The organism is Burkholderia sp. SR8, from assembly GCF_052851275.1.
Window position 1 is genome coordinate 1 of sequence record NZ_JAULUC010000051.1, and the last position, 7,420, is coordinate 7,420.

The 7,420-nt window shown below is 66.0% G+C and carries 9 protein-coding genes; 5 read left to right on the forward strand and 4 right to left on the reverse strand.

Going from position 1 to position 7,420, the window contains the following annotated elements; genetic code table 11:
* Positions 1-35: 35 nt before the first annotated feature.
* Both Q3A80_RS31530 and Q3A80_RS31535 read right to left on the reverse strand, forming a co-directional pair.
* Positions 36-872, reverse strand: coding sequence for an FTR1 family iron permease (locus Q3A80_RS31530; RefSeq protein ID WP_446332686.1), 837 nt, complete (start codon positions 870-872; stop codon positions 36-38).
* 12 nt (positions 873-884) lie between these two features.
* A complete protein-coding gene (locus Q3A80_RS31535; protein ID WP_446332687.1) occupies positions 885-1,217 on the reverse strand; it encodes a cupredoxin domain-containing protein in 333 nt (110 codons plus the stop codon).
* A 329-nt stretch (positions 1,218-1,546) separates the two neighbouring features.
* On the opposite strand from Q3A80_RS31535, the gene Q3A80_RS31540 reads away from it, so the two are divergent.
* Positions 1,547-1,747 carry a heavy-metal-associated domain-containing protein gene (locus tag Q3A80_RS31540; protein ID WP_446332688.1) on the forward strand — a complete coding sequence of 67 codons (201 nt, stop codon included), beginning with the start codon at positions 1,547-1,549 and terminating at the stop codon, positions 1,745-1,747.
* A 56-nt stretch (positions 1,748-1,803) separates the two neighbouring features.
* On the opposite strand, the gene Q3A80_RS31545 is transcribed toward Q3A80_RS31540, so the two are convergent.
* Both Q3A80_RS31545 and Q3A80_RS31550 read right to left on the reverse strand, forming a co-directional pair.
* Positions 1,804-3,294 carry an aldehyde dehydrogenase gene (locus tag Q3A80_RS31545; protein WP_446332689.1) on the reverse strand — a complete coding sequence of 497 codons (1,491 nt, stop codon included), beginning with the start codon at positions 3,292-3,294 and terminating at the stop codon, positions 1,804-1,806.
* Between the two features lie 86 nt (positions 3,295-3,380).
* Complete coding sequence (locus Q3A80_RS31550; RefSeq protein WP_446332690.1) at positions 3,381-3,932, reverse strand: cupin domain-containing protein; 552 nt, start codon at positions 3,930-3,932, stop codon at positions 3,381-3,383.
* Positions 3,933-4,359: 427 nt separating this feature from the next.
* On the opposite strand from Q3A80_RS31550, the gene Q3A80_RS31555 reads away from it, so the two are divergent.
* The 4 genes from Q3A80_RS31555 to Q3A80_RS31570 form a co-directional block, all read left to right on the forward strand.
* Positions 4,360-4,584: a hypothetical protein gene (locus Q3A80_RS31555; RefSeq protein ID WP_080294539.1), complete on the forward strand. Its 225-nt coding sequence runs from the start codon at positions 4,360-4,362 to the stop codon at positions 4,582-4,584.
* A 288-nt stretch (positions 4,585-4,872) separates the two neighbouring features.
* Positions 4,873-5,658 (forward strand): gamma-glutamyl-gamma-aminobutyrate hydrolase family protein, encoded by a 786-nt coding sequence (locus Q3A80_RS31560; protein WP_446332691.1) that lies wholly within the window; start codon positions 4,873-4,875, stop codon positions 5,656-5,658.
* Positions 5,659-5,687: 29 nt separating this feature from the next.
* The gene (locus Q3A80_RS31565; protein ID WP_446332692.1) at positions 5,688-7,025 is read left to right on the forward strand and encodes a glutamine synthetase family protein; all 1,338 of its coding nucleotides are present in this window, start codon (positions 5,688-5,690) and stop codon (positions 7,023-7,025) included.
* 37 nt (positions 7,026-7,062) lie between these two features.
* On the forward strand, positions 7,063-7,420 hold a 358-nt coding region (locus Q3A80_RS31570; protein WP_446332693.1), incomplete at its 3' end, for an aminotransferase class III-fold pyridoxal phosphate-dependent enzyme.

Genomic DNA, 7,420 nt, shown 5'->3' on the forward strand with positions numbered 1-7,420 from the left:
GACGACGCCCCTTGTTTCATCCGCACCGCGGCGAATCACGCCGCGTGTCGCGGCGGCCGCACGGCCGTCTGCGGCCGGCCGACGAGCCGCGCGAGCACGACGATCGCGACCAGCGTCACGACGTACGCGGCGATCTGGATCCCCGCCGGGCGCGCGGTATAGCCGATCAGCGTATGCAGCGCCTTGCCGACGATGCTCGACTCCTTCAGCAGCCACGACGTATCCCACACCGCATCACCCCACGACGGCACGAGCCCCGCCGCGAGCAGGAAGCCCACGCACTGGCTCGCCATGCCCGCCGCGAGCAGCACGATCAGCGCGTTGGTGACGGAGAACAGGCGTTTCAGCGGAATCTGCAGCAGCCCCGCATACATCGCATAGCCGAGCCCGGCGCCGCCGAGCACGCCGAGCAGCCCGCCGACGATCATCTGCGGCGTCTGGCCCGGATCGCCGGCCGCGATCCCGTACAGGAACAGCACGGCCTCGGAGCCTTCGCGCAACACCGCCACGCCGACCACGATCGCGAGCCCGGTCAGCGGCCGGCTGCCGGCCGCGACGGCCCGCCCGACCTCGCCCATGTGCAGCGCCATCTCGCGGCCGTGCCGGCTCATCCAGATGCAGTGCCATGCAAGCATCAGCGTCGCGACGAACATCACGCCCGCGTTGAAGACTTCCTGCCCCATGCCGGATGCCCACTGCGAGATCACGTCGGCGAACGCCGCGATCAGGCCCGCGCCGATCACGCCGCCGACGAGCCCGCCGCCGACCCACCAGCCGCGCCGCGGCACGCCCTTCGTGGCGGCCATCACGATCGAGACCACCAGCGCGGCCTCGAGCACTTCGCGAAAAACGATGAGGGCAGTAGACAGCATGGCGATATCGGCTTACTTGACGGTCAGGTGCGTCTTCGACTGCGCTTCGTGATACTCGTCGTGGAACTCGTAGGTACCGGCCTTCAGCGGCCCGACCAGGATCTCGACCGACTTGCCGGCCGGCACGACCTTCTCCGCCTTGAAGTCGTCGCTTTCGAATTCGGCCGGCGTCGCGTCGAGGTTCTTCACGACGAACTTCACCTTCTTGCCCGCCGGAATCGTCACGCCGTCCGGCGAAAACTTGTGGTCCTTCAGCGTCAGGTTGACGACATCGTCGGCGGCGAATGCGGACGTTGCCGATGCGCCCAGCAGGGCCAGCGCGAAGCCGATAACGAAACGGGTCATGTGCGTAATCAAATGAAATATCGAAGGGAACCGATAGTAAGAGCGATTCGCATTCCCACCTCCGAGTACCCACACTCGAACCATGGAGATCGTGCGCCCGCGATGTGACAGGCATCTTGTCGCGCAAGGCTTTGCAAGATTTCGCCGACAATGCGCGCTCGTCAATCGGGAGATATTCGGACTGACGCGTGCACGCAAACGGCGATTCGTCTGACTTCAGCATTACAAATTGCTGTTGGCCAACGATCGTTGCGAACCTCGCTTGACCTTCCCACTATGGCAAGCTTCATGCTGAACGTACTCGTCAATCGTCAACTCAGGAGAACACGATGGAATTCGACGTCCAGGACATGACCTGCGGCGGCTGCGCCAACGCGATCACGCGCGCGGTGACGGCCGCCGATCCGGCTGCGAAGCTCGACATCGACGTGGCTGCGAAGACGGTCAAGGTCGAATCGGCGCAGGGTGCCGAACGCGTGCAGTCGATCATCGAGGCCGCGGGCTTCCACCCGGTGCTGCGCCCGGCCTGAACGCGCGGGCGCGACGCCGGCCGGCGCCGCGCCCGCGCGTATGCCCGCCGGCCGCGTCAGCGCAACCGGATCAGCGTCGACTTCAGCTCCGTGTATTTCTCGAGCGCGTGCAGCGACTTGTCGCGGCCGTTGCCCGACTGCTTGTAGCCGCCGAACGGGAAGTTCATGTCGCCGCCTTCGTCGTAGCAGTTCACCCACACCGTGCCCGCGCGCAGCCGGCGCGACACGTCGTGCGCGGTCGTCAGGTCCGACGTCCATACGGCCGCCGCGAGTCCGTACTCGGTATCGTTCGCGATCCGCACCGCGTCGTCGACGTCGTCGAACACGATCACCGACAGCACGGGCCCGAAGATCTCCTCGCGCGCGATCTTCGCATCGGGCTTCACCTCGAACACCGTCGGCTCGACGTAGAAGCCGCCCGTCTCTTCCCTCACGCGCGCACCGCCGGTGACGAGCGTGCCTTCCTTGCGTCCCGCGTCGATGTAGCCGAGCACGCGTTCGAGCTGAATGCCGTCGACGATCGCGCCCATCGACACCGACGGATCGAGCGGATTGCCCGGCACGTACGCACGCGCGGCCGCGACGAGCTTCTCGATGAACGCGTCCTTGATGTCGCGATGCACGAGCAGGCGCGAGCCGGCCGTGCACATCTCGCCCATGTTGTAGAAGATCGCGCCGGCCGCGGCCTGCGCGGCGCGGTCGAGATCCGGGCAGTCGGCGAGCACGATGTTCGGCGACTTGCCGCCGAGTTCGAGCCACGCGCGCTTCAGATTCGACTGCGCCGCATACTGCATGATCAGCTTGCCGACCGCGGTGGAACCGGTGAACGCGATGCAGTCGACGTCGCGGTGCAGCGCGAGCAGCTTGCCCGGCTCGCCCGCGCCCGGCACGACGTTGAACACGCCGGCCGGAATGCCGGCCTCGAACGCGAGCTGCGCGACGCGGATCGCGGTCAGCGGCGACTTCTCCGACGGCTTCAGCACGACGCTGTTGCCGGCCGCGAGTGCGGGGCCGAATTTCCATGCGGCCATCAGGATCGGGAAATTCCACGGCACGACGGCCGCGACCACGCCGACCGGCTCGCGCGTGACGAGCCCGACGAGATGATGGTCGGCCGGCGCGACTTCCCCGCCGACCTTGTCGATCGCTTCGGCGAACCATTCGACGCAATACGCGGCGCCCGGCACGTCGACCGTCGTCGTGTCGCCGATCGGCTTGCCCGCGTCGAGCGTCTCCAGCAGCGCCAGTTCATCGAGATGCTCGCGCATCAGCGCGGCCCAGCGCAGCAATACGGCCTTGCGTGCGCGCGGGTTCAACCCGGCCCACACGCCGGCGTCGAATGCGCGGCGCGCGGCCGCGACGGCCGCGTTCACGTCTGCCTCGCCGCAATCGGCCACCTTCGCGAGCACGCGGCCGTCGATCGGGCTCACGCAGTCGAACGTGCGGCCGCCGTGCGCGTCGCGCGGCGCGCCGTCGATGAATGCGCGCCCTTCGATCTCGAGCGACGCCGCCTTGTCCTGCCAGTCAGCCAAAGTCAACTTGTTCATTCAGGATGCCTCAATGGTTGTGGCATTCGCGCTGCGGCACGCCGCGCAACGGCAACATGGCCGGCGGCGAATGCGGTGATGCGCGGTCAGAAGGTGGCCGGCGAATTGGCCGACACGACCTCGCACAGCTGTTCCGCGCTGGGATTGCGAAAACGGTGCGGCAAACGGCTTTCGAAGTAGTAGCCGTCTCCGGGATCGAGCAGCCACGTCGCGCCATCGACGGTGAGCTCGAGCCGGCCCGCGACGACGACACCGCCCTCGTGCCCCGCATGCACGAGCATCTCGGGTCCCGTGTCGGCGAGCGGCTGGTAGATCTCGCGCATGATGCACATGTTGCGATCCTTCACGCCGGCGCCGACGAGGTGGAACGCGAGCGCGTCGTTGCCGAGGTTCGGCATCTCGTCGCGGCGCGACACGACCGAGCGCGATTCGACGAGCTCGAACGTGAAGAACTCCGCGAGACTCATCGGGATGCATTCGAGCAGTTTCTTCAGCGAGCCGACCGACGGGCTCACGCGGCCCTGTTCGATCAGCGAGATCGTGCCGTTGGTCACGCCGGCCCGCTTCGCGAGTTCGCGCTGCGACAGGCCGTGCTTGTTGCGCACGAAGCGCAGGCGCTCGGCGACTTCGGTGGACATCGATTCGGTTTCGGACACGATATGGAGTGCGGTGAAAAAGTGAAACGACGCATCGGCCTTGCTCGGCGCGTGTTGAATATTCTAATCACTTTATGCCGCGTATCAGCGGGGAAAACCCTGAAAGCCGTTCGAAATAATGAACACCCGATACATCATTCCATTTACGAATCTTTTGTTCGCAGTGCTTCGGGAAAGCCCTGACACGACACCGTCAAAAAACATTTGACGCCGTTTTTGACTCGTATATGCTGGCTCTCAGGTCAGCGTCATTGACCATTCATCGGCACCGGAAAACGTTATCGCAACACAAGGATTGATGCCAATAGATGTAAATGACGCGCGGCCCGACACCTTGATTATTTTAAACGCCTCGCGCGCCGAAACGATCGGGTGTTCAATACTTTCAACAAACCAGTCGAGTGTAATCGTGAGAGTCCGTGGCCCTCTGGTGAGGTGGGATCGAGGCGATGCGCGAAGTTTGCGCAGCGCTGCTCCCGCTTCCGATGGCAGTTGCGGCTGGCATAGTCCTCGCCTGCTGCATCTGTCGATCTACACCATCCTGTCCCGTCGTTCCGTTCGGCGTCACAACGCCGTTTCCGCACGCGCATTCGTGGCCGTCGATACCGACGAAGTCGCGTCGCTGCTGCCATAGCGCCTCTCCTCCTTTTTGCGTCGTTCGTTTCAGTTGGCTGTTCGCTAGCCGCGCCGTGCGCGCGGTGACGGAACGCGTTCGCGCATCGATTGCTGCGTCGCGCAGCACAACGAAACGAACGACGGCCTGACCGTCGCGCACAGCACGGGCCGCCCACGCGCCCCGCGCCGTGCCCATTCACCAGCGGCCTTGCGCATCGCGCGAGGCTGCGGGGCTCCGTCGCGCCTGCGTTTTGCCGGTTCACCGCAGTCACGGACGCACGAGCCTTATGGACAACTGATTGACGTCATGGAAAGGAAACCTCTCGTCGGCATCACTGCCGACTTCACGCAGATCGGCGCACACGCGTCGCATACGGTCGGCGACAAGTACGTCGCGGCGATCGTCGACGGCGCGCATGCGTTCGCGATGGTGCTGCCCGCGCTCGGCGAGCGCCAGTCGGTCGACGACGTGCTCGCTACGGTCGACGGCCTGCTGTTTACCGGCAGCTACTCGAACGTCGAGCCGCACCGGTACGGCGGCGCGCCGAGCGCGCCCGGCACGAAGCACGATCCGGCCCGCGACGCGACCACGTTGCCGCTGCTGCGCGCGGCGATCGTGGCAGGCGTGCCGGTGCTGGCCGTGTGCCGCGGCTTTCAGGAGCTGAACGTCGTGTGCGGCGGCACGCTGCACCAGCGCGTGCACGACGTGCCGGGCCTCGCCGATCACCGCGAGGACGACGACGCGCCGATGGACGTGCAATACGGCCCCGCGCACGTCGTGCACCTGACGCCGGGCGGCGTGCTGCACACGCTCGCCGGCGGCCGCGACGACGTGCACGTGAACTCGCTGCACAAGCAGGGCATCGCTCAGCTCGGATCGGGCCTCGCGGTCGAGGCCGTCGCGCCGGACGGGCTGATCGAGGCCGTCAGCGTCGTCGATGCACCGGCCTTCGCGCTCGCCGTGCAATGGCATCCGGAATGGCGGCATGCGCATGACCCGCTGTCGAGCGCGATCTTCCGCGCATTCGGCGACGCATGCCGCGCACGCCGCGATGCGCGGGCCCGCGCCGCGGCCGCTGCCGCGCTCGCGTGAGCGCGCCGACCCACATAACGAGAACAGACATGCAAGACATCGAAGACTTTCTGAAACAGCACCGGATCACCGAGATCGAAGCGATCATTCCCGACATGGCCGGCATCGCGCGCGGCAAGATCACGCCGCGCAACAAGTTCACGTCGGGCGAATCGATGCGGCTGCCGCAGGCCGTGATGGTACAGACCGTCACCGGCGAATATCCGGAAGACGGGTCGCTCACCGGCGTGACCGATCCCGACATGGTCTGCGTGCCCGACACGTCGACCATCCGCCTGATCCCGTGGGCCGTCGATCCGACCGCGCAGGTGATCCACGACTGCGTGCATTTCGACGGCTCGCCGGTCGAGATCTCGCCGCGCTACGTGCTGCGGCGCGTGCTCGACCTGTACAAGGCGAAAGGCTGGAAGCCCGTGGTCGCGCCCGAGCTCGAGTTCTACCTGGTCGACATGAACAAGGACCCGGACCTGCCGCTGCGTCCGCCGGTCGGCCGCACGGGCCGCCCCGAAACGGGCCGCCAGTCGTATTCGATCGAGGCCGTCAACGAATTCGATCCGCTGTTCGAGGACATCTACGAGTATTGCGAAACGCAGAACCTCGACATCGACACGCTGATCCACGAAGTCGGCGCCGCGCAGATGGAGATCAACTTCATGCACGGCGACGCGCTGTCGCTCGCCGACCAGGTGTTCCTGTTCAAGCGCACGGTGCGCGAGGCCGCGCTACGTCACAACATGTACGCGACGTTCATGGCCAAGCCGATGGAAGGCGAACCGGGCTCCGCGATGCACGTGCACCAGAGCATCGTCGACGAGGAAACGGGCCGGAATCTTTTCACGTCGCCGGAAACGGGCGGCGCGACGTCGCTGTTCTACAACTACCTCGCAGGGCTGCAGAAGTACACGCCCGCGCTGATGCCGATCTTTGCGCCGTACATCAACTCGTACCGCCGGCTGTCGCGCTTCATGGCCGCGCCGATCAACGTGCAGTGGGGCTACGACAACCGCACGGTCGGCTTCCGCATCCCGCACTCGGGCCCGGCCGCACGCCGCATCGAGAACCGGATTCCCGGCGTCGACTGCAACCCGTACCTCGCGCTCGCGGCGACGCTCGCGGCCGGTTATCTCGGCATGACGCAGCGCCTCGAGCCGACCGAGCCGCTGGTCAGCGACGGCTACGACCTGCCGTACGGGCTGCCGCGCAACCTGGAGGAAGGGCTCACGCTGATGGCTGCGTGCGAGCCGCTCGGCGAGATCCTCGGGCCCAAGTTCCTGAAGGCGTATTTCGCGCTGAAGGAAACCGAATACGAAGCGTTCTTCCGCGTGATCAGCTCGTGGGAACGCCGTCATCTGCTGCTGCACGTGTAAGCACGCGCACAACGCACTATCGAAATACGGAGGAAACATGACGTACCGCAACGAATCCGCGTGGATCCAGCCCGCCGCACCGGCGGCCCGCACGACCCAGGCGCGCTCGACCGCCGAATACCGCGCGCTCGACGCCGCGCACCACATCCATCCGTTCTCGGACATGGGTGCGCTCAATCGCGCGGGCAGCCGCGTGATCGTGAAGGCCGACGGCGTGTACCTGTGGGACTCGGACGGCAACCAGATCATCGACGGCATGGCCGGGCTCTGGTGCGTGAACGTCGGCTACGGGCGCAAGGAACTCGCCGATGCCGCGTATCGCCAGATCCAGGAACTGCCGTTCTACAACACGTTCTTCAAGACGACGCACCCGCCGGTGATCGAACTGTCGGCGC